The organism is Micromonospora auratinigra (genome assembly GCF_900089595.1).
Classification (GTDB): Bacteria; Actinomycetota; Actinomycetes; order Mycobacteriales; family Micromonosporaceae; genus Micromonospora; species Micromonospora auratinigra.
This window is the reverse complement of sequence record NZ_LT594323.1, coordinates 2540101-2559817: the sequence shown is the minus strand read 5'-3', so window position 1 is coordinate 2559817 and position 19717 is coordinate 2540101. Positions and strand designations below refer to the sequence as shown.

The 19717-nt window shown below is 71.4% G+C and carries 14 protein-coding genes; 12 read left to right on the top strand and 2 right to left on the bottom strand.

Annotated elements, in window-relative coordinates; genetic code table 11:
• Nucleotides 1-82 precede the first annotated feature (82 nt).
• The 3 genes from GA0070611_RS11460 (at nt 83) to GA0070611_RS11450 (ending at nt 2549) form a co-directional block, all read left to right on the top strand.
• Nucleotides 83-961: an alpha/beta fold hydrolase gene (locus tag GA0070611_RS11460; protein ID WP_091662337.1), complete on the top strand. Its 879-nt coding sequence runs from the start codon at nt 83-85 to the stop codon at nt 959-961.
• Nucleotides 962-1049: 88 nt separating this feature from the next.
• Nucleotides 1050-1280, top strand: coding sequence for a DUF2188 domain-containing protein (locus tag GA0070611_RS11455; protein ID WP_091662334.1), 231 nt, complete (start codon nt 1050-1052; stop codon nt 1278-1280).
• 285 nt (nt 1281-1565) lie between these two features.
• Nucleotides 1566-2549, top strand: coding sequence for a LacI family DNA-binding transcriptional regulator (locus GA0070611_RS11450; RefSeq protein WP_197675905.1), 984 nt, complete (start codon nt 1566-1568; stop codon nt 2547-2549).
• Nucleotides 2550-2613: 64 nt separating this feature from the next.
• Here GA0070611_RS11450 and GA0070611_RS11445 read toward each other — a convergent pair whose 3' ends face one another.
• Nucleotides 2614-4095, bottom strand: a complete 1482-nt coding sequence (locus GA0070611_RS11445; RefSeq protein WP_091662328.1) for an arabinofuranosidase catalytic domain-containing protein — start codon at nt 4093-4095, stop codon at nt 2614-2616.
• Between the two features lie 256 nt (nt 4096-4351).
• Here GA0070611_RS11445 and GA0070611_RS11440 point away from each other — a divergent pair, with 256 nt between their 5' ends.
• The 9 genes from GA0070611_RS11440 (at nt 4352) to GA0070611_RS11400 (ending at nt 17752) form a co-directional block, all read left to right on the top strand.
• Nucleotides 4352-6337 carry an alpha-L-fucosidase gene (locus GA0070611_RS11440; RefSeq protein WP_091662325.1) on the top strand — a complete coding sequence of 662 codons (1986 nt, stop codon included), beginning with the start codon at nt 4352-4354 and terminating at the stop codon, nt 6335-6337.
• 369 nt (nt 6338-6706) lie between these two features.
• Nucleotides 6707-8392: a ribulokinase gene (araB, locus tag GA0070611_RS11435; RefSeq protein WP_091662322.1), complete on the top strand. Its 1686-nt coding sequence runs from the start codon at nt 6707-6709 to the stop codon at nt 8390-8392.
• The gene (locus GA0070611_RS11430; protein ID WP_091662319.1) at nt 8389-9075 is read left to right on the top strand and encodes an L-ribulose-5-phosphate 4-epimerase; all 687 of its coding nucleotides are present in this window, start codon (nt 8389-8391) and stop codon (nt 9073-9075) included. The genes araB and GA0070611_RS11430 overlap by 4 nt, the downstream gene beginning before the upstream one ends.
• Nucleotides 9076-9262: 187 nt before the next feature.
• The gene (locus GA0070611_RS11425) at nt 9263-10192 is read left to right on the top strand and encodes an ABC transporter substrate-binding protein (protein WP_231921496.1); all 930 of its coding nucleotides are present in this window, start codon (nt 9263-9265) and stop codon (nt 10190-10192) included.
• A gap of 166 nt (nt 10193-10358) precedes the next feature.
• Complete coding sequence (locus GA0070611_RS11420; protein ID WP_091662316.1) at nt 10359-11897, top strand: sugar ABC transporter ATP-binding protein; 1539 nt, start codon at nt 10359-10361, stop codon at nt 11895-11897.
• Nucleotides 11894-12964: an ABC transporter permease gene (locus GA0070611_RS11415; protein WP_091662313.1), complete on the top strand. Its 1071-nt coding sequence runs from the start codon at nt 11894-11896 to the stop codon at nt 12962-12964. The genes GA0070611_RS11420 and GA0070611_RS11415 overlap by 4 nt, the downstream gene beginning before the upstream one ends.
• Nucleotides 12961-13950 (top strand): galactofuranose ABC transporter, permease protein YjfF, encoded by a 990-nt coding sequence (yjfF, locus tag GA0070611_RS11410; RefSeq protein WP_091662310.1) that lies wholly within the window; start codon nt 12961-12963, stop codon nt 13948-13950. Before GA0070611_RS11415 ends, yjfF begins: the two co-directional genes overlap by 4 nt.
• 26 nt (nt 13951-13976) lie before the next feature.
• A complete protein-coding gene (gene araA / locus GA0070611_RS11405) occupies nt 13977-15479 on the top strand; it encodes an L-arabinose isomerase (protein ID WP_091662307.1) in 1503 nt (500 codons plus the stop codon).
• A gap of 197 nt (nt 15480-15676) precedes the next feature.
• Nucleotides 15677-17752: a family 43 glycosylhydrolase gene (locus GA0070611_RS11400; protein ID WP_091662304.1), complete on the top strand. Its 2076-nt coding sequence runs from the start codon at nt 15677-15679 to the stop codon at nt 17750-17752.
• Nucleotides 17753-17861: 109 nt separating this feature from the next.
• On the opposite strand, the gene GA0070611_RS11395 is transcribed toward GA0070611_RS11400, so the two are convergent.
• Nucleotides 17862-19259, bottom strand: coding sequence for an endo-1,4-beta-xylanase (locus tag GA0070611_RS11395; protein WP_091662300.1), 1398 nt, complete (start codon nt 19257-19259; stop codon nt 17862-17864).
• Nucleotides 19260-19717: the final 458 nt, after the last annotated feature.

The window sequence follows — 19717 nt, the reverse complement described above, 5'->3', positions numbered from 1 at the left end:
GCTGCGGCCACGCTATCCGCTCATCGGTTGCTCATCGGTGGTGGGCACGCTGGAGCACACCCGATCGAGAGAAGGACCAGCGATGACACCCGCCATTCCCGGCTTCGACCAGCAGCGCGTCACCGTCGCCGAGGGGGTCACCCTGCACGCGGCGGTGGGCGGCGCCGGCAGCCCGGTCGTGCTGCTGCACGGCTTCCCGCAGACCCACCTCATGTGGCGGCACGTCGCCGCCGACCTGGCCGCCGACCATCTGGTGATCTGCCCGGACCTGCGCGGCTACGGCGCCAGCGACAAGCCCTCGGCGGACGACGAGACGACGTACGCCAAGCGGACCATGGCGGCGGACGTCGTGGCCCTGGCCGGCGCGCTCGGCCATGACCGGTTCGCGCTCGTCGGCCACGACCGGGGCGCGCTGGTCGCGGTGCGGGCCGGACTCGACCACCCGGACACGGTCACCCACCTCGGCGTGCTCGACGTGCTGCCGACGCTGGACATGTGGGAGGTGCTGCACGGCGCGTCCGCCGCCGTCGCCTTCCACCTCTACCTCATGGCCCAACCGCCCGGCCTGCCCGAGCAGATGATCAGGAACAGCGCGGACGCGTTCTTCGGCCACTTCCTCGACGCCTGGGGCGGCAGCGAGCGGGCCGTCCCGCCGGCGGTGCGCGCCCACTACCTGGCGGCGTCCGGCGCGGCAGTGGACTCCATCGTCGCCGACTACCGCGCCTCGGCCGGCATCGACGTCGCCCACGACGAGGCGGACCGGGTCGCCGACCGGCGGCTGACCATGCCGGTCACCGTCGTCCAGCAGGACTGGGGAGCGGCGCTCGGCTACGACGGCGCGGCGCTCTGGCGGGCCTGGGCCCCGCTGGTGGAACACCACCTCACCGGTGCCGGCCACTTCATGGCCGAGGAGGCGCCCGAGGAGATCACCGGCCGGATCCGCGCGCTCCTGGCCCGCTAGCCGCTCCGCCGGGGACGCACGGTTGGGAACGCCCCCGACGGGGCACATCCGTCCCAGACCACCATCGAGGGAAGGGACGGTACGACCAGTGGCCACCGGGGACATCGACACCTACCACGAGAACGGGCAGTGGAAGAACCGGCCGGAGGGCAACGACCGCGCGACGAGCCGGCACGACACCAAGGCCGAGGCGGAAGCGGCCGGCCGTGACCTGGCCGTGGAGCGGGGCACCGAGCACGTGATCAAGAAGCAGGACGGCACGATCGGGGAGAAGAACACCTACCCGCGCAGCCGCGACCCGCGCGAGATCCCGGGCTGAGCCCGCGTCGACGGCACGACCGGTGCAGGGGCGGTGGTTCACGACGAACCCCCGCCCCTGCACCGTCCCCGGAGCACAGCCGGGTCCATGATGATCGTCGCGCTGGTGCGTCGACGTGGCCGGATGGCTCCTGGGCGTACACTGGCGCTGGCCTTGTGTGGGCCCACCCGTCTGCCGGCCGGGCGGGAGTGGGGGCCGCGGATGGTGCGTCCAGCCGCCCGGGCAGCGCTGCCGGGGCGTGGTCGGGGGCTTGGCGGGAGGGTGGGTGCCGTGCGTGGTCCCGCGATGACGGATGTGGCTCGCCTTGCGGGCGTTTCCCATCAGACCGTGTCCCGGGTGCTCAACGGGCACCCCAACGTCCGGGAGCAGACCCGGCTGCGGGTGCAGGCGGCCATCACCGAGCTGGGCTACCGGCCCAACCGGGCCGCGCGCGCCCTGGTCACCGGCCGGTCCCAGGTGATCGGCGTGGTCGCGCAGAACACCACCCTCTACGGTCCGGCCTCGTTGCTGGCCGCCCTGGAGCAGACCGCCGCCGAGGAAGGGTTCGCGGTCAGCGTCGGCAGTGTCCGGGACCTGGACCGGGTCTCCATCTCGGCGGCCGTGGAACGGCACCTGGCCCACCGGGTGGCGGGCATCGTGGTGATCGCCCCGGTCGAGTCGGCCGGCGAGGCCCTGGAGCACCTGCCGAAAGACGTCCCCCTGGTGACCGTCGACGGCGACCCGCGCCGCCGGGTGCCGCTGGTCACCGTGGACCAGGTGGCGGGCGCGCGAGAGGCCACCCGGCACCTGCTGGACGCCGGGCACCGGACGGTGTGGCACGTGTCCGGCCCGGCCGACTGGTTCGACAGCGCCGGGCGCATCGACGGCTGGCGGGAGGCGTTGCGGTCGGCGGGCGTCGAGGTGCCGCCGCTGGTGCCGGCGGACTGGTCGGCCGCCTCGGGCTACCGGTGCGGGCAGATGCTGGCCCGGATGCCCGAGGTGACGGCGATCTTCACCGCCAACGACCACCTGGCGTTGGGGGTGCTGCGCGCGCTGCACGAGTACGGCCGGCGGGTGCCGGACGACATCAGCGTGGTGGGCTTCGACGACGTGCCGGAGGCGGCCTACTTCATCCCGCCCCTGACCACCGTGCGGCCGGACTTCGGCGCGGTGGCCCGGGCCAGCCTGGACCTGCTGCTCGCGCAGCTGGAGTCCGGCACGGTCGGCGAACAGCGGCAGACCATCGCGCCGACGCTGATCTCCCGGCAGAGCGTCGCCCCGCCGCGCTGAGCCCCGGCGGGCCGGACGACCGCGGTGGGCCGGCGGGCGGTCGGGCCACCCGCCGGCCCCGGAGTCAGTTGCGCAGGCTCCACTGCTGGTTGGCGCCGCCCGCGCAGGTCCACAGGATGACCTTCGTGCCGTTCGCGGTGCCCCAGTTGTACGCGTCGAGACACAGTCCGGACTGGACCCCGCTGATGGTGCCGTTGGAGTTCAGGTTCCACTGCTGGTTGGTCTGGCCGTTGCAGTCCCAGATGATGGCCCGGGTGCCGGCCGTGGTGCTCGCGCCCTCCGCGTCGAGGCACTTGTCGCCGAAGATCTGGAGCTGCTTCGCGGCGGTGTACGTCCAGCGCTGCATGGTGCCGCCCCAGCAGTCGTAGAGCTGCACCTGGGTGCCGTTGGTGGTGCTGCCGTTCGGCACGTCGACGCAGCGGCCGGACTGCGCGCCGACGATCTCGACGTTCTGCCGGCCACCGCTGGTGGTCGCCGCGTAGCCGGCGGCGTTGATATTCGACTGCACCGCGTTCTCGGTGGCGTCGGACGGGTAGCCGGAGGTCATCACGCCCTCGTAGAAGGTGCCCGCCGAGCCGTGGCTGTTGTCGCCGCCGATGCCGAGGATGATCGCGCCCTCCTTCTTCATCGGGTTGTAGCCCGAGGCGTTCGGACGCGGCCCGTTGTAGTAGGTGGAGAGCCCGCCGGACTGGGCGTTGCCGGCCCGGATGGACCAGTGGTTCGGCTCGCCCTTGACGATGGCGGTCAGGAACCGGTGGCTGACCGTCGGGTCGTTGGCGTTGTAGCCCGGGTTGACGCCGGAGAAGAGGCCGTTCTCCAGGTCGGCCATCACCCACGGGCCGTTGCCGGTGCCGTAGCCCCAGACCTTGATGTTGCCGAAGTAGATGGCCTCCATCGTGCCGTTGCCGTTGTCGCGGCTGTTGGTCTCGGCGTTGCCGTAGTCGAAGCAGCAGCCGCCGTTGTAGTGGGTGCCGTCGAAGATGGCGTACATGCCCTCGGGCTGGTCGCCCTTGGCGATGCCGTTGGTGGCGTTGTTGCGGTAGCCGGTGCCGGGGGCGACGAACACCCCGTACGCCTTCTTGCCGTTGACGGTGACCGGGGCTCCGGTGGCGTCGGCGAGGTTGTCGTACCCGCCCGCCGCCGGGCCGGAGAAGCCGCCGGGGGGCGCCTGGGTCAGGTGGTTGCCCCGGCCGGACTGGTCGTAGATGACCGTGATCAGGCACTGGGTGCCGGCGCAGAACGAGTCCTGGGTGCCGGCGTTGGCGACGTCGCCGGGGGCGAGCGGCGCGATGTCGCGGGTGGTGTTGTCGGAGGCGCGCCGCACCTGGTAGAGCGGCCCGTTGTAGGCGCCGTAGAGGGCGCGGGTGGTGCTGTGCGCGGCGACGCAGGGCGTGCCGCCGGTGGCGTAGATGTCGCACGGCCCCGTGCCGGCTGCCAGGGCCTGCGACGGGGCGGAGCCGACCACGGTCCCGGCCACGGCGACCAGCAGTGCCAGGGGTGCCAGGGCCGCCGCCAGGCGCCGTGGACGGAGGACTTTCCGAGCCATCGATCTCCTCCTGGGGATGACGTTTGTGTGAACGCTAACATCGACACTTAGCGTGGCGTTCACATTCACTCCTGTCAACAGGGGGGCGCGCGAGGTGCTTCCATGGCTGATTGGGTCGGCTATTGACAGGCGTCTTCATCCGCCTGTTACATGGCGGTGGGCCGGGCAGTGTTAGCGGTAACAGGGCAAGATCGCCACGCCGCGCCGCCGGTAGCGGCGGTCGGTGTGGGGCCACCACCGAGAGAGGTAGTCCGGCATGTCCCCGTCCCCGTTTCACCTGAGCCGCCGTGGCCTGCTCGCCGCCGTCGGACTCACCGGCGCCGCCACCGTCGCCGGCCTGTCGCACGTGCGCCTGGCCCTGGCCACCGCCGGCCCGAGCAGCTACACGGCCAGTTGGTCGTCGGTCGACCAGCACCCGCCGGCCGCCGAGTGGTTCCAGGACGCCAAGTTCGGCATCTACTACCACTGGGGAGCCTTCAGCGTCCCCGCGTACGCCAGCGAGTGGTACCCGCGCAACATGTACAACGCCGGCTCGAACGAGAACAACCACCACAAGAGCGTGTACGGCGACCCGTCGGTGTGGCCTTACCACAACTTCATCAACGGGGCGCGGGACAAGGCCGGCAACTTCGTCCAGTTCGCGCCGAAGCTCACCTCGGCCGGCGGCAACTGGGACCCCACCGAGTGGGCCCAGCTCTTCGCCGACGCCGGCGCGAGGTTCGCCGGGCCGGTCGCCGAGCACCACGACGGCTTCTCGATGTGGAACAGCAGCGTCAACGAGTGGAACTCGGTGGCCCGCGGCCCCCGGCTGGACCTGCTGCGGTTGCAGGCCGACGCGATCCGGGGCCGGGGCCTGAAGCTGTGGGTGTCGCTGCACCACGCGTACCACTTCACCGGCTACTACCAGTGGGCGCCGGCCCAGTCGGACAACAGCCTGCGCAAGCTCTACGGCCAGCTCGACGCCACCGCCGAGTACCAGCTCTGGTACGACAAGCTGCGCGAGGTCATCGACGGCTACCAGCCGGACATCGTCTGGCAGGACTTCAACCTGTCCAAGATCCCGGAGTCGTACCGGCTGAACTTCCTGTCGTACTACTACAACCGGGCGGTGGCCTGGAACAAGGACGTGGTCGCCACCTACAAGGACGGGTTCGACAACCGCGGCGAGGTCTACGACTACGAGCGCGGCGGCCCGGCCGGCATCCAGACCCCGTACTGGCTCACCGACGACAGCGTCTCCAGCTCCAGCTGGTGCTACACCCAGGGCATCGGCTACTACTCCACCAGGTCGCTCGTGCACGCGCTCATCGACCGGGTCAGCAAGAACGGCACCATGGTGCTCAACATCGCGCCGATGGCCGACGGCACCATCCCCACCGGCCAGCGGACCATCCTGGCCGGCTTCGGCGACCACCTGCGCCGCTTCGGGGAGGCGGTCTACGCCACCCGCGCCTGGTCGGTCTTCGGCGAGGGCCCCACCCAGATGGGCGGCGGCTCGTTCCAGACCCCCCGCGAGGGCACCGCGCAGGACATCCGCTTCACCCGCAGCAAGGACAACACCGTCCTGTACGCCACCGTGCTCGGCTGGCCCGGCAGCACCCTGCACATCACCACGCTGGGCGCGAACCAGATCAACCTGAGCACGCTGACCTCGGCCCGGCTGCTCGGCTCCACCGCCGGCTCGTACACCGACCTGGCCCGCAGCCAGGACGGCAGCGGCCTGCACCTGACGATGCCCTCGTCGACCGCCCCGTTCGGCGCCCTGGCGTACGTGGTGAAGCTGACCTTCTCCGGTCAGATCCCGGCGCTCGGCGCGGGCCCGGTACCGACCGGCTACGTGAAGATCAAGAACGTGACGTCGGGTCTGGTGCTGGACAGCGGGGGGAGTGTGGGCTCGGGATCGGTGGTGAAGCAGTGGAGCGACGTGAGCAGCACCAATCTGCAGTGGCAGCTGGTGGATGCCGGCGGTGGCTACTACCGGATCGTGAACCGGACCAACGGCATGGTGGTGGACAGCTGGGGCAACACGGCGAACGGGGCGAGTGCGTTGCAGGCCCCGTGGAACGGCGGCAACAACCAGCAGTGGCGGTTGGTGAGCCTCGGTAACGGCCGTTACCAGTTGGTGAACCGCGGCACCGGCACGGCGTTGGACGGGATGGGCAGCACGACGGCCGGGTCGACGGCGTGCCTGTGGGCGCCGAACACCAACACCAACAACCAGTGGACGATCACCGCCCTCTGACCGACGCCCGACAGCGGCCCCGCCCCCCGGACCAGGGGGCGGGGCCGCCCTCGCTGACCCGGCGACCACCCCGCAGGCCCATTGTCGTGCTCCCTGTGACCGCTAACACGCTCGCGACCTCAGGTGTCAATGGGAGCGCTTCCGAGTTAGCGCTCACAGATCATCTCCGCAGGTCAGGAGTGCAGCGCAGTGCGAGGAGAGGCGACGGTCAGGCATCGACACATGTTAACGCTCACACGAGCGCGGCCGAGAGTCGATGGCGGAATCGACGGTCCTCGTGGCCCCCTCGTTGCCGACCTGTTGCGATTGCATCTTGACCGACGCCGATGTGAGCGCTAACAATGTGAGCCACAGCACGCGGAGGTGGACATGATGGATGTGGACGCGCCGGGCGACCGGTACGTCGTCGGGGTCGACTACGGAACGCTGTCGGGCCGGGCGCTGGTGGTCCGGGTCGCGGACGGGGCCGAGGTGGGCACCGCCGTCCACGAGTACCGGCACGCGGTGATCGAGTCCGCGCTCCCCGGTGCGGCGACGCCGCTCCCGCCCGACTGGGCCCTGCAGGACCCGGAGGACTACCGCGACGTGCTGCGCCACGCCGTGCCCGCCGCCGTCGCCGCCGCCGGCATCGACCCGGCCCGGGTGGTCGGCATCGCCACCGACTTCACCGCCTGCACCGTGCTGCCGACCCTGGCCGACGGCACCCCGCTCTGCGAGGTGCCGGAGCTGCGCGACCGGCCGCACGCCTGGGTGAAGCTGTGGAAGCACCACGCCGCGCAGGCGCAGGCCGACCGGATCAACGCGCTGGCGCACGAGCGCGGCGAGCCGTGGATCGGCCGGTACGGCGGCAAGGTCTCCGCCGAGTGGCAGTTCGCCAAGGGGCTGCAACTCCTCGACGAGGACCCGGAGCTCTACCGGCGCGCCGAGCGGTTCGTCGAGGCCGCCGACTGGATCGTCTGGCAGCTCTGCGGCGTCGAGACCCGCAACATCTGCACCGCCGGCTACAAGGGCATCCGCCAGGACGGCCGGTACCCGTCCCCGGAGTTCCTGACCGCCCTGGACCCGGACTTCGCCGACTTCGTCGACAAGCTGGACGGCCCGCTGCTGCCGATGGGCGCCCGGGCCGGCGTCCTCACCGCCGAGGCGGCGTCCTGGACGGGACTGCCGGCGGGGATCGCCGTCGCGGCCGGCAACGTCGACGCGCACGTCACGGCCGCCTCCGCCCGGGCCCTCGAACCCGGCCACCTGGTCGCCATCATGGGCACCTCCACCTGTCACGTGGTCAACGGCCCCGACCTGGTCGAGGTGCCCGGCATGTGCGGGGTGGTCGAGGGTGGGCTGAGCCCCGGCCAGTGGGGCTACGAGGCGGGCCAGAGCGGGGTCGGGGACATCTTCGGCTGGTTCGTCGAGCACGCCGCGCCGGCCGGGGCGAACTCGCACGAGCGCCTCTCCGAGCTGGCCGCCGCGCAGCCGGTCGGCGCGCACGGGCTGATCGCGTTGGACTGGTGGAACGGGAACCGTTCCCTGCTGGTCAACCACGACCTGAGCGGGCTGGTGGTGGGGCTGACCCTGGCCACCCGGCCGGCCGACGTCTACCGGGCGCTGCTGGAGTCCACCGCGTACGGCACCCGGATGATCATCGAGGCGTTCGTCGCGGCCGGTGTGCCGATCCACGAGCTGGTGGTGGCCGGCGGACTGACCTCGAACCGGCTGCTGATGCAGATCTACGCCGACGTCACCGGCCGCCCGCTGAGCCTCATCGGCTCGGCGCAGGGGCCCGCGCTCGGGTCCGCCATCCACGCGGCGGTGGCCGCCGGGGCGTACCCGGACGTCTACGCGGCCGCTGCCGCGATGGGTCGGGTGGACCGCGACGTGTACCGGCCGGACCCGGAGCGGGCGCGCGCCTACGACGCGCTCTACGCCGAGTACCGCACCCTGCACGACCACTTCGGCCGGGGCGGGAACGAGGTCATGTCCCGGCTGCGGGCGATCCGCAACGCCGCCGTCGAACGCTCGGCGGCCGAGGCCACGACCCCGCTGGAGGTGGTCGCGTGAGCACCGACGGACAGCTCCGGCAGCTGCGGGAGAGCGTCGCCCGGCTGCACGCCGAACTCACCCGCTACCGGTTGGTCGCCTGGACCGCCGGGAACGTCTCCGCCCGGGTGCCCGGCCGGCCGCTGATGGTGATCAAGCCGAGCGGCGTCGACTACGACGACCTGGCCCCGGAGAACATGGTCGTCTGCGACCTGGACGGGGTGGTCGTCGAGGGTGACCTCGCGCCGTCGAGCGACACCGCCGCGCACGCCTACGTCTACCGGGCGATGCCCGAGGTGGGCGGGGTGGTGCACACCCACAGCGCGTACGCGACCGCCTGGGCGGCCCGCGGCGAGTCGATCCCCTGCCACCTCACCGCCCAGGCCGACGAGTTCGGCGGGGAGATCCCGGTCGGCCCGTTCGCGCTGATCGGCGGTGACGACATCGGCAAGGGCATCGTCGAGACCCTCACCGGGCACCGGTCGCCGGCCGTGCTGATGCGCAACCACGGCGTGTTCACCATCGGTCGGGACGCCCGCGCCGCGGTGAAGGCGGCGGTGATGTGCGAGGACATCGCCCGCACCGCGCACCTGGCCCGGGCGCTCGGCGCGCCGCTGCCGATGGCGACGGCCGACGTCGACGCCCTGCACGACCGCTACCAGAACGTCTACGGACAGCGTCCGCCGTCACCGGCGAGCCCGTGACGGCCGCCCCCGATCGCGCGGTCCGGCCCTCCCGGGCGGTCCGCGGAGCACCACCTCTGCACCTCTGTGACAGCACCACCACCCACCACAACGACGTAAACGGAGACATGCGGTGAAGAGAACGAGAGCCCACCTGCCGTCCCGCAAGGTCATCGCGGTGCTCGCCGCGGCGCTGCTGGCCACCGGCATGGCGGCCTGCGGCAACAGCGACACGGGCGACGGCGGCGGCAAGGGCGACGGCAAGATCACCCTCGGCTTCTCCCAGGTCGGCGCGGAGAGCGGCTGGCGCACGGCCAACACCACGTCGATCAAGGAGTCCGCCGCGGCGGCCGGTATCGACCTGAAGTTCGACGACGCGCAGCAGAAGCAGGAGAACCAGATCAAGGCCATCCGCAACTTCATCCAGCAGAAGGTCGACGTGATCGCCTTCTCGCCCGTGGTGGAGTCCGGTTGGGACACCGTGCTCAAGGAGGCCAAGGACGCCAAGATCCCGGTCATCCTCACCGACCGCGCCGTCGACTCGGCCGACAAGTCCCTCTACAAGACCTTCCTCGGCTCGGACTTCGTCAAGGAGGGCCGGCTCGCCGGCGAGTGGCTGGTGGAGCAGAAGAAGGCCGCCACCGGCCCGGTCAACATCGTCGAACTCCAGGGCACCACGGGCTCGGCGCCGGCCAACGACCGGAAGAAGGGCTTCGCCGAGGCGATCTCCGCCAACCCGAACCTGAAGATCATCGCGTCCCAGTCCGGCGACTTCACCCGGGCCGGCGGCAAGCAGGTGATGGAGCAGTTCCTCAAGGCCAACCCGAAGATCGACGTGCTCTTCGCGCACAACGACGACATGGGCCTCGGGGCGCTGGAGGCGATCACCGCCGCCGGCAAGGTGCCCGGCAAGGACATCACCATCATCACGGTGGACGCGGTCAAGGACGGCATGCAGGCCCTCGCCGACGGCAAGTTCAACTTCATCGCCGAGTGCAGCCCGCTGCTCGGTCCGCAGCTGATGGACCTGGCCAAGAAGGTGCACAACGGCGAGCAGGTCCCGGCCCGGATCGAGACCCAGGAGACCACCTTCACCCAGGAGCAGGCCAAGGCGGCCCTGCCCAACCGCAAGTACTGACGCCGGTGACGCCGGGGGCGTCCCCCGGACCTCCGCCGCGGCGGCCGAGCCCTGCCCGGGCCGGCCGCCGCGCCGGCCGCCCCGCCCGGGCGGCCGGACCGATCGACCGGGCCGGCCGCGTACGCCGCGGGCCGTCCTCACGAACCTCACCGAAAGGCCCGGTGGCATGACAGGGAGCCATCCAGTCCTGACAATGACGGGGATCAGCAAGGCGTTCCCCGGCGTACGCGCGCTCGACACGGTGGACTTCCGCCTCTTCGCCGGCGAGGTGCACGCGCTGATGGGCGAGAACGGCGCCGGCAAGTCGACCCTGATCAAGGTGCTCACCGGCGTCTACGGCATCGACTCCGGCACCGTCACGCTCGCCGGTGAGCAGGTGTCGTTCACCGGGCCGATGCAGGCCACCGCGGCCGGCATCAGCACCGTCTACCAGGAGGTCAACCTCTGCACCAACCTCTCGGTGGCGGAGAACATCTTCATCGGCCGGGAACCGCGCCGGCTGGGGGCGGTCCGCTGGGGCGAGATGCGCCGCCGGGCCCGCGCCCTGCTCGCCCGCCTCGACCTGGACATCGACGTCAACGCGCAGCTCGGCAGCTACTCGCTGGCGGTGCAGCAGATGGTCGCGATCGCCCGCGCCATCGACGTCGAGGCCCGGGTGCTGGTCCTCGACGAGCCCACCTCCAGCCTCGACGCCGGCGAGGTCGCCCAGCTGTTCCGGGTGCTGCGCCAGCTGCGCGACGAGGGGATCGCGATCCTCTTCGTCACCCACTTCCTCGACCAGGTCTACGCCGTCGCCGACCGGATCACCGTGCTGCGCAACGGCCGGCTCGTCGGCGAGTACGCCACCCGCGAGCTGCCCCAGCTCAGCCTGGTCGAGAAGATGATCGGCAAGGAGCTGCGGGTACTGGAGCGCCTCGACGAACAGCCCCGCGCCGACGTCGCCGCCACGGCCGGCACGCCGCTGCTGGAGGCCCGTGACCTCGGCCGGCGGGCGGCGGTGGCGCCGTTCAGCCTGACCATCCGCGAGGGCGAGGTGGTCGGCCTGGCCGGCCTGCTCGGCTCGGGCCGGACCGAGGTGGCCCGGCTGCTCTTCGGCGCGGACCGGGCCGACCACGGCGACGTCCGGGTGGGCGGCGCCGCCACCGCCCTGCGCACCCCGGTGGCCGCCATCGACCGGGGCATCGGCTTCTGCTCGGAGAACCGGCGGGCCGAGGGCATCATCCCGGAGCTGTCCGTCCGGGAGAACATGATCCTCGCCCTGCAGGCCGCCCGCGGCTGGCTGCGCCCGATTCCGCGCCGCCGCCAGGACGAGCTGGTCGAGAGGTACGTCAAGGCGCTGAGCATCCGCCCCGCCGACCCCGACCTGCCGGTGGCGAACCTCTCCGGCGGCAACCAGCAGAAGGTGCTGCTCGCCCGCTGGCTGATCACCGAACCTCGGCTGCTGATCCTCGACGAACCGACCCGGGGCATCGACATCGGGGCGAAGACCGAGATCCAACGGCTGGTGGCGCAGCTCTCCGACGGCGGGATGGCGGTGCTGTTCATCTCCGCCGAGCTGGAGGAGGTGCTGCGCCTCAGCCACAAGATCGCGGTCATGCGGGACCGCGAGATGGTCACCCGACTGACCAACGACTCCAGCGTCGACGCCGACCGGATCATGCAGGTCATCGCCGCCGGCGCCACACCCGAGGGAGTGCCGTCATGAACGCCGACCGCAGCGGTGCGCGGGCGCTGACCACCCACCGGCTCTTCTGGCCGGTCGTCGTCCTCGTCGTCCTGCTGGCCGCCAACACCGTCTACCGGCCCGGCTTCCTGTCGGTGCAGCTGCGCGACGGCCACCTGTACGGCAGCGTCGTCGACATCGTCCGGCTGAGCGCGCCGCTGATCCTCGTCGCGCTCGGCATGACCCTGGTGATCGCCACCGGCGGCATCGACCTGTCGGTCGGTTCGCTCTGCGCGATCAGCGGCGCGATCGCCTGCCTGTACATCAGCCGCCGGCCCGACCAGAACAGCCTCGGCGGCGTGCTGACCGCGCTCGCCCTGGCGTTCGGCGTGTCCCTGGTGCTGGGTGCCTGGAACGGCGTGCTGGTCGCCGTGATCGGCATTCAGCCGATCATCGCCACGCTGATCCTGATGGTCGCCGGTCGGGGGCTGGCCCAGCTGATCACCGAGGGGCAGATCCTCACCGTCAACTCCGACCCGTACAAGGCGATCGGGGTCGGCCACCTGCTCACCCTGCCGCTGGCCATCTTCATCGCGCTGGCCGCGGCCCTGCTGATCGCCGCGGTGACCCGCCGGACCGCGCTCGGCCTGATCGTGGAGTCGGTCGGCGGCAACGCCCGGGCCAGCCGCCTGGCCGGCATCCGCTCCGCGCGGATCACCTTCCTCGTCTACGTGATCAGCGCGGCCTGCGCCGCCGTCGCCGGCTTCATGATGACCGCCAACGTGTCCAGCGCCGACGGCAACGCCGCCGGGCTCTGGGTGGAGCTGGACGCGATCCTCGCGGTGGTCATCGGCGGCACCTCGCTCGCCGGTGGCCGGTTCTCCCTCGGCGGCACCGTCCTCGGCGCACTGCTCATCCAGACCCTCACCACCACGGTGTACGCCATGAACATCTCGCCGCAGACGTCGCTGCTGTTCAAGGCGGTCGTGGTGATCGCGGTCTGCCTCATCCAGGCCCCCGGCTTCCGGGCCCGGTTCGCCCGGCGCCGGGCCCCGGCGGTCCCCGCCGTCACCACCACGGACCAGCCGAAGGAGCAGGTGCCCGCATGACCACCCTGGCCCTGACCGCCGCCCGTACCTGGGCCCGGCTGCCCCGGCGGCACGTCCCGGTGCTGGCCACGCTCGTGCTGCTGCTGGTGCTCTACGGCGTCGGCGTCTCGCAGTACCGGGCCTTCTCGAACGTCCAGGTCATCTTCAACGTCTTCATCGACAACGGCTTCCTGCTGGTCGTCGCGGTCGGCATGACCTTCGTGATCCTGACCGGCGGGATCGACCTGTCGGTCGGCTCGGTCGTCGCGATGACCGCGATGGTGTCGGCGTTCCTGCTGGAGAAGGGGCTGCCGGCCGCGCTGGTGCTGCTCGTCGCGCTGCTCATCGGCCCGACGCTCGGCTTCCTGATGGGCTGCGTGATCCATTTCTTCGACATCCAGCCGTTCATCGTCACCCTGGCCGGGATGTTCTTCGCCCGCGGCATGTGCACCTTCATCAGCGGCTCGTCCATCCCGATCACCGACGGGTTCTGGACCCGGATGTCGCAGCAACGCATCGGCGACCCGAGCGGCAACTTCGTCTCGATCAGCGTGCTGATCGCCTTCGTGGTGGTGGTCGTGGCCGCGTACGTGCTGGCCTGGACCCGGCTCGGCCGCAACGTGTACGCGATCGGCGGCAACGCCCAGTCGGCGCTGCTGATGGGACTCCCGGTCGGCCGGACCCGGATCGCGGTCTACACCATCAGTGGCCTCTGCGCGGCGATCGGCGGCATCCTGCTCTCCTTCTACACCCTCTCCGGCGCGCCGCTGATCGCCGTCGGCATGGAACTCGACGTGATCGCGGCGGTGGTCATCGGCGGCACCGTGCTCACCGGGGGCACCGGCTACGTCTTCGGCACCGTGCTGGGGGTGCTCGTCCTGGGGGTGATCCAGACGCTGATCACCTTCGACGGGAGCCTCAACTCCTGGTGGACCAAGATCGTGATCGGTGGCCTGCTCTTCGCGTTCATCCTGCTCCAACGTCTGATCGGAATCCGCTACAAGTGACCGACCATCTCGTGGAAGGCAATCCCATGGCAACGCACCCCGAGCCGGAGATCTGGTTCCTCACCGGCAGCCAGGCGATGTACGGCGAGGACACCCTTCGCCAGGTGGCCGAGCAGTCCCGGCAGATCGCCGCGGTGCTCGACGACTCGCCGCACGTCCCCGCCCGGATCGTCTGGAAGCCGGTGCTGACCACCAGCGCCGACATCCTGCGGGTCTGCCGGGACGCGGCCGGGCAGGGGGCGATCGGGGTGATCGCGTGGATGCACACCTTCTCGCCGGCCAAGATGTGGATCTCCGGCCTGGACGCGCTGCGCACGCCGCTGCTGCACCTGCACACCCAGGCCAACGTCCAGCTGCCCTGGGACGACATCGACATGGACTTCATGAACCTCAACCAGGCCGCCCACGGCGACCGGGAGTTCGGGTTCATCCAGACCCGGCTCGGGGTGGCCCGCAAGACCGTCGCCGGGCACGTCACCGACCCCCGGGTGGTGTCCCGCGTCGCCGCCTGGGCCCGGGCGGCGCTGGGCTGGTCGGCGATGCGCTCGCTGCGGCTGGCCCGCTTCGGCGACAACATGCGCGACGTGGCGGTGACCGAGGGCGACAAGGTGGAGGCGGAGCTGCGCTTCGGCGTCTCGGTCAACACCTACGGCGTCAACGACCTCGTCGAGGTGGTCGGCCAGGTCGCCGACGCGCAGGTCGACGACCTGGTCAAGGAGTACGACGACAGCTACCGCCTGGTGCCCGCGCTGCGCGCCGGGGGTGACCGGCACGAGTCGCTGCGCTACGCCGCCCGGCTGGAGCTGGGCCTGCGGACCTTCCTGGAGGCCGGTGGCTTCCGGGCCTTCACCACCAACTTCGAGGACCTGGGCGGGCTGCGCCAGCTGCCCGGCATCGCCGTGCAGCGGCTGATGGCCGACGGCTACGGCTTCGGCGGCGAGGGCGACTGGAAGACCTCCGTGCTGGTGCACACGCTCAAGGCGATGGCGGTCGGGGTGGACGGCGGGACGTCCTTCATGGAGGACTACACCTACGACCTCACTCCGGGCCGGGAGCTGGTGCTCGGCGCGCACATGCTGGAGGTCTGCCCGAGCATCGCCGCGGACGTCCCGTCCGTCGAGATCCACCCGCTGAGCATCGGCGGCCGGGAGGACCCGGTCCGGCTCGTCTTCGACGCGGCCGCCGGGCCGGCCGTGGTGCTCGGCCTGGCCGACATGGGGGAGCGGTTCCGGCTGGTGGCCAACGAGGTCGACGTGGTGCCGCCGCCGCACCTGCTGCGCCGGCTGCCGGTGGCCCGGGCGGTCTGGCGTCCCCGTCCGCACCTGGCCGGCTCCGCCGAGGCGTGGATCACCGCGGGCGCCCCGCACCACACCGTGCTGTCCCAGGCGGTGGGGGTGGAGGAGCTGCACGACCTGGCCGAGATGAGCCGGACCGAGCTGGTCGTCATCGACGCCGACACGGATCCGCGCCGGTTCGCCGACGAGATCCGCTGGAGCCAGGCCTACTACCGCCTGGCCAAGGGGTTCTGAGCCCCGGCACCTGACGTGGCGGACGCGCCCGCCCACCCTTCGGGTGCGTCCGCCGCACCGGGTCCGCCGCCGGCCTCCGCCGGATGTTACGTCTTGACGTCCTCCCTGTTATCGCTCACAGTCGATGGATCAGCGATTGTTAGCGCTAACACAGATGCGGTGCCGGCATTCCCCGCCGCCCGCCGCGAAGGAGGAACATGACAGTCATCGGACAGGTGGCACCGGGCGTGCGCAGGCGCGGCCGGCTGTCCCGGATCGTCGCCGCCGCGGTGGCGACGCTGCTCGGCGCCGGGATCGTCGCGGTACTGCCGGCCCCGGCGCAGGCCGCGACGGTGGACACCACCGCCTGGTACGTGCTGGTGAACCGCAACAGCGGCAAGGCGCTGGACGTCTACAACAAGGCCACCACCGACGGGGCGCGGGTCACCCAGTGGACCCGCGGCGACGGCGCCAACCAGCAGTGGCAGTTCGTCGACTCCGGTGGCGGGTTCTACCGGCTGCGCTCGCGCAACTCCGGCAAGGTGCTGGACGTCTCCGGCGCGTCCACGGCCGACGGCGCGGGCCTGATCCAGTGGTCCGACGCCAACGCGACCAACCAGCAGTTCCAGCTCGCCGACTCGACCGGCGGGTACGTCCGGCTGCTCGCCCGGCACTCCGGCAAGGCGGTCGAGGTGCAGAACGCCTCGACCGCCGACGGCGCGAACGTGGTGCAGTACTCCGACTGGGGCGGCACCAACCAGCAGTGGCAGCTGGTCCGCCTCGGCGACACCGGCACCCCGAGCGGCACGTACACCAACCCGGTGCTCTGGCAGGACTTCGCCGACGTGGACATCATCCGGGTCGGGGACACCTACTACCTCTCCTCGTCGACCATGCACTACTCACCGGGCGCACCGGTGCTGCGCTCGTACGACCTGGTCAACTGGGAGTTCGCCGGGCACTCGGTGCCCCGGCTGGACTTCGGCGCCAAGTACGACCTGAGCGGGGCCGGGCGGGCGTACGTCAACGGCATCTGGGCCTCGGCGCTCAACTACCGGGCCAGCAACAGCACGTTCTACTGGATCGGCTGCATCGACTTCACCAAGTCCTACGTCTACACCTCCACCTCGGTCAGCGGGACCTGGCAGAAGCGCTCCGAGATCAACAACTGCTACTACGACGCCGGGCTGCTGGTCGACGACAACGACACGATGTACGTCGCGTACGGCAACAGCACCATCAACGTGGCGCAGCTGTCGGCCGACGGGCTCAGCCAGGTGCGCACCCAGCAGGTGTTCACCACCCCGTCGAGCATCGGCACCCTCGAAGGCTCGCGGTTCTACAAGCGCAACGGCTACTACTACATCTTCGTCACCAAGCCGGCCAACGGTCAGTACATCCTCCGCTCGACCAGCCCCTGGGGCCCGTACGAGTCGCGGCAGGTGCTGCTGAACATGACCGGCCCGATCTCCGGTGGCGGGGTGCCGCACCAGGGCGGCCTCGTGCAGACCCAGAACGGCCAGTGGTACTACATGGCGTTCGTCGACGCGTACCCCGGCGGCCGGGTGCCCGCGCTGGCGCCGATCACCTGGACCGCCGACGGCTGGCCGCAGGTGCAGACCGTCAACGGGGCCTGGGGCACCAGCTACCCGTCACCGCTGCCGCCCCGGCCGGTCGCGCCGATGACCGGCGCGGACACCTTCACCGCCAGCACGCTCGGCCCGCAGTGGGAGTGGAACCACAACCCGGACGACACCAAGTGGTCCACCGGCAGCGGGCTGCGGTTGCAGACCGCCACCGTCACCAACGACCTCTACAGCGCCCGCAACACGGTGACCCGGCGGATCCAGGGACCCACCTCGACGGCCACCGTCGAGCTGGACTACTCGACCATGCGCGACGGGGACCGCACCGGCCTGGCCATGCTGCGCGACTCGTCGGCGTGGATCGGCGTCCGGCGCGACAACGGGGCCACCCGGGTGGTGATGACCAACGGGCTGACCATGGACAGCTCGTGGCGGACCACCGGCACCGGCACCGAGATCGCGAGCGCGCCGGTCAGCGGCGGCCGGATCTGGCTGCGGGCCAAGGCCGACATCCGACCGGGCAGCGGGCGGCAGGCGTCCTTCTCGTACAGCACCGACGGGGTGACCTTCGTGCCGCTGGGCAACGCACTGACGTTGAACAACGCCTGGCAGTTCTTCATGGGCTACCGCTTCGCCGTCTTCAACTACGCCACCCAGGCGCTCGGCGGGGCGGTCACCGCCCGCCGGTTCGACCTGACCACCCCGTGACGACGTCGGGCCGGGCGTACCAGGTGCGCCCGGCCCGACGGCCGACACGGACCGGCCCGGCCCCACGCCCCCGAGGAGGGGATACGGGACCGGGCCGGTTCCGCACCGGTCAGCCGACGGTGCAGGTGGGGGTGCCGGACGGGCCGACCCCGGTGCCCTGGAAGCCGAAGTCGGTGCTGGCGCCGGCCGCGAGCTGGGCGTTGTAGTCGACGTTGCGGAAGTTCACCGTGCCGCTGGTGCCGCTGGCCTGCGCGCTCCAGGTGCCGGTGACGGCCGTGCCGGACGGTAGGACGATCCGCACCGTCCAGCCGTTGATCGCCGAGGAGCCGGCGGTGACGTGCACGTTGGTGACGAAGCCGCCGGTCCACGACTGCACCGACAGGGTGGCGGTGCAGCCGCTGCCCGCGGGCGGCGGGCTCGACGGCGGCGGGCTGGACGGCGGCGGCGGGGTGGTGGTGGTGGGCGGCGGCGTGCTCGTGCCGCCGGCGTTGAGCGCGTTCAGCACGGCCGTGTACGCGGGCTTCTTGTTGCCGCTGCTGTCGAAGAGCAGCGGGTTGTCGCCGCTGCGCCAGGAGTCGCTGTCGCGGACGCCCCAGGTGGTGATGCCGGTGCAGCGGGACACCGCCAGGCAGGCCTTGGTGACGTTGCCGTACATGGTGGCCTGGTTCGAGCCCTGGGCGATGTCCAGCTCGGTGATCTGCACGTCCACGCCCAGGTCGGCGAAGCGTTGCAGGTTGGCCTGGTAGTCGCTCGGCATCCCGGTGCCCAGGTGGGACTGGAAGCCGACGCAGTCGATCGGGACGCCCCGGGACTTGAAGTCGCGGACCATGTTGTAGACCCCGGTCGACTTCGCGTTGACGCCGTCGGTGTTGTAGTCGTTGTAGCAGAGCTTCGCGCCCGGGTCGGCCGCCCGGGCGGTGCGGAAGGCGACCTCGATCCAGTCGTTGCCGGTGCGCTGGAGGTTGGAGTCGCGGCGACCGCCGCTGCTCCCGTCGGCGAACGCCTCGTTGACCACGTCCCAGGCGTAGATCTTGCCCTTGAAGTGGGTGGCGACCTGGGTGACGTGGTTCATCATCGCCGAGCGCAGCGCGCTGCCGGACAGGTTCTGCGCCCAGCCGGGCTCCTGGCTGTGCCAGAGCAGCGTGTGCCCGCGTACCCGCATGTTGTGCGCCTGGGCGTGGCTGACGATCTGGTCGCCGCTGGTGTAGCGGAACTGGCCCTGGGTGGGCTCGGTGGCGTCCCACTTCATCTCGTTCTCGGGCGTGACCGCGTTGAACTCGCGGTCGAGGATGCCGGTGAACGCGGTGTCGGAGAGCTTGAACGCGGGCACGGCCGCGCCGAAGTAGCGGCCCTTCTCGGCGGCGGCCGCGCCGAGGGTGGTGCCGGCGCTGGCCGTGGTGGCGGCCGCGACGACGGCCGCGACGGCGACGGCGGTCGCGGCGACCGGCGCCAGCACCCGCAGTCGGGAGCGGGTCCGCGGTACGCGGTGCTCCGGTAGGTGTTCCATGATCTGCCTTTCCGGTGGTGGTGCCCGACGGCGCGGGGGACGCCGGCCGGGCGCGGACGACTCCGTCGAGCGGACGGAGCCGGTCGGGGTGAGCGGACCGGGGGCGGGCCGGTGTGGTCGCCGCCCGCCGGTGAGGCTCGTGCCCCGGGTGGAGGTTGCGCAGGTTGCCAGGGCTGCGGAGCAGCTCGCGGTGGCTGATGTCGCGGGTCCGGATGGCCCTCGACCGACGGTGTCCCGACCCGTCGTCGCACGTCGACCGGTCTGGACCGGTGCCCTTCGAACGGCGGCGACCCGTGGGGGGAGGACGACCTCGGCTCCTGCGCGCCGAAGATAGCATGTTATCGATAACAGGACACCCGCTCCGGCAACACCGCCGAGCCCAGGGTCGTCAGGATCCGGGTGCGCATGGGTGACCTTCCCGGGGCGGCTGACCCGGGCCGGTCCGCGGGTGGCTCGCG

Coding starts and splice junctions, on each gene's coding strand:
- yjfF (WP_091662310.1), top strand. CDS start 12,961: ATGACCACCCTGGCCCTGACCGCCGCCCGTACCTGGGCCCGGCTGCCC.
- GA0070611_RS11425 (WP_231921496.1), top strand. CDS start 9,263: ATGGCGGCCTGCGGCAACAGCGACACGGGCGACGGCGGCGGCAAGGGC.
- GA0070611_RS11460 (WP_091662337.1), top strand. CDS start 83: ATGACACCCGCCATTCCCGGCTTCGACCAGCAGCGCGTCACCGTCGCC.
- araA (WP_091662307.1), top strand. CDS start 13,977: ATGGCAACGCACCCCGAGCCGGAGATCTGGTTCCTCACCGGCAGCCAG.
- GA0070611_RS11420 (WP_091662316.1), top strand. CDS start 10,359: ATGACAGGGAGCCATCCAGTCCTGACAATGACGGGGATCAGCAAGGCG.
- GA0070611_RS11440 (WP_091662325.1), top strand. CDS start 4,352: ATGTCCCCGTCCCCGTTTCACCTGAGCCGCCGTGGCCTGCTCGCCGCC.
- GA0070611_RS11445 (WP_091662328.1), bottom strand. CDS start 4,095: ATGGCTCGGAAAGTCCTCCGTCCACGGCGCCTGGCGGCGGCCCTGGCA.
- GA0070611_RS11450 (WP_197675905.1), top strand. CDS start 1,566: ATGACGGATGTGGCTCGCCTTGCGGGCGTTTCCCATCAGACCGTGTCC.
- GA0070611_RS11415 (WP_091662313.1), top strand. CDS start 11,894: ATGAACGCCGACCGCAGCGGTGCGCGGGCGCTGACCACCCACCGGCTC.
- araB (WP_091662322.1), top strand. CDS start 6,707: ATGATGGATGTGGACGCGCCGGGCGACCGGTACGTCGTCGGGGTCGAC.
- GA0070611_RS11395 (WP_091662300.1), bottom strand. CDS start 19,259: ATGGAACACCTACCGGAGCACCGCGTACCGCGGACCCGCTCCCGACTG.
- GA0070611_RS11400 (WP_091662304.1), top strand. CDS start 15,677: ATGACAGTCATCGGACAGGTGGCACCGGGCGTGCGCAGGCGCGGCCGG.